The sequence below is a fragment of the Fusibacter sp. genome (assembly GCF_057447755.1).
On record NZ_JBVBZF010000480.1, the window covers coordinates 1 to 1,906 of the forward strand.

Genomic DNA, 1,906 nt, shown 5'->3' on the forward strand with positions numbered 1-1,906 from the left:
GAAGCGTTCGGACACCTTGAGGAAGACCTATTTTGGAAGCAAAAAGAGGGCCTTATTCAGGCATATCGGATTATGAGAGACAGTGAAGGTGGTTTCCTATATGAGTTTGAACAGTTTAAAACTCAAGAAGCTGCTGAGACATATCTTACAACTTTAGAAGGTAAAATTTCAATGGACTTGATCATAGAGTCGAGGTTACCTTCAGACTTGCCACAGTATATGGAGGACTAAGCCACAACCTTTAACAAACCTAGTGGAGAAAGAAGACAGAATCAGAGGCTTAAACGATAAAACTTCTAATATAACAATAATCATGTATAGTCTCAGCAAGAATTGTGATAAAATTGAATAAGATTTCGTCTATCACGATTACAAACTTTATATAAGAGCGTATTAGGAGGCTGTATGAGGTTGTCCATTAGAGTAAAATTGTTTTTAATGATCAATAGTCTGGTTATCTTACTTGCTATCTTACTGATGTCATTTAGCACTATATTTATTGATGATATCCTCATCAATAAATATAGAGAACAGGAAATTAAGCTGTATTCAAAATTTCAGAGTAAGTATATGCACCTAAGTGATATGGGAGAAATTATAAAGAATTCAAGTGTGGTTTTCAGAGGTTTTGCAAGCATTATAGATTCTGATCTTCATATTAAAGAATCCAACACACCTGGGGTCAGACGAGAGGGCCAATTACAGACAGAATTTAAAGAAAGCGCACTTAAAGTGATTGAAAATCCCGATATAGCATATGAGACATTTGTCTTAGATGCCCTCCATGGTGAAGGGAATACCATGTTGCTCGTAGGAAGACTTAATGAAAGAGACTATATTATTCTTGATAAGCCACTCAATTATGTTAATGAAGTTGTGGATCTCATAAATAGTGCTATGTTGACATTTCTTTTCTTGCTCTTATTGCTGGGATTGGTGATTTCCTATTTGACATCCTTTGTATTTACAAGACCTATTTTGAATATCCGAATGGCATTACAAGCCATTGCCAATAAAGATTTTAGTCATAGACTAAACATAAGAAACAACGATGAACTTGGTGATTTAGGTCACCTTATCAATGAAATTTCGGATCAAATTAGGGACAACTTTGATGAAATTGAAGCCCAAAATGAGATGCTTGATAAAGATAAGACCATGCTTGAAGAGATGAACAAGCAGTTGCAAGATCTTTCAGAAACAGATACTTTGACCAAGCTCAACAATCGGTTAAAGGTTGACAGGGTACTTGAATGTGAGGTCGAACGTGCCAAAAGATCAGGTACGATATTTTCTGTGATTATCATAGACATTGACCATTTTAAAGTCGTAAATGACTCTTATGGACATCTTGTTGGCGACAAAGTGCTGGTCCAAATTGCCACTATTTTAAAAGAAAACTCAAGACGTCTGGATGTGGCAGGACGGTGGGGTGGCGAAGAATTTATCATCGTCTTACCGGATACATCGATTGAAGGTGCCTTCCATAAAGCAGAAAAATTCAGAGTTTTGATTGAAGAATGTAATTTTGGAGAAGCTAAGGGCTTAACAGCAAGTTTTGGTGTGGGTGAATATGATACAAATCTGCTCTTAAAAGATTTCTTAAAGAACGTTGATCATGCATTATACCAGGCCAAAGAGAATGGCAGAAACAGAGTGGAAAAATTTTGTAAGATATAATAGACCGGTCCATGGGTCATGATATACCAGAGAATCTTGAGTTGGCTATTTTTCCAGCAGTCAACATTAAAAAAGTATTCTTTCTGAAAAAACTTTTGAAATTGCTAAATTTGGGTAGTCATAATAGTATATGTTAAGGTTATATCAGTATAAATCAAAAACAGATAAACTTTGCAATTTTTAGATTGCTGGAGGTAGACATGATTCCCAAGAGGACATTTTTTAA

2 protein-coding genes are annotated in these 1,906 nt (G+C 35.5%); both read left to right on the forward strand.

Annotation, left to right across the window (positions count from 1 at the left end):
* A partial coding sequence (locus tag AC220I_RS21880) for a hypothetical protein (RefSeq protein ID WP_486725990.1) occupies window positions 1-231 on the forward strand: 231 nt, incomplete at its 5' end.
* Between the two features lie 174 nt (window positions 232-405).
* Window positions 406-1,680: a diguanylate cyclase gene (locus AC220I_RS21885; RefSeq protein ID WP_486725991.1), complete on the forward strand. Its 1,275-nt coding sequence runs from the start codon at window positions 406-408 to the stop codon at window positions 1,678-1,680.
* Window positions 1,681-1,906: the final 226 nt, after the last annotated feature.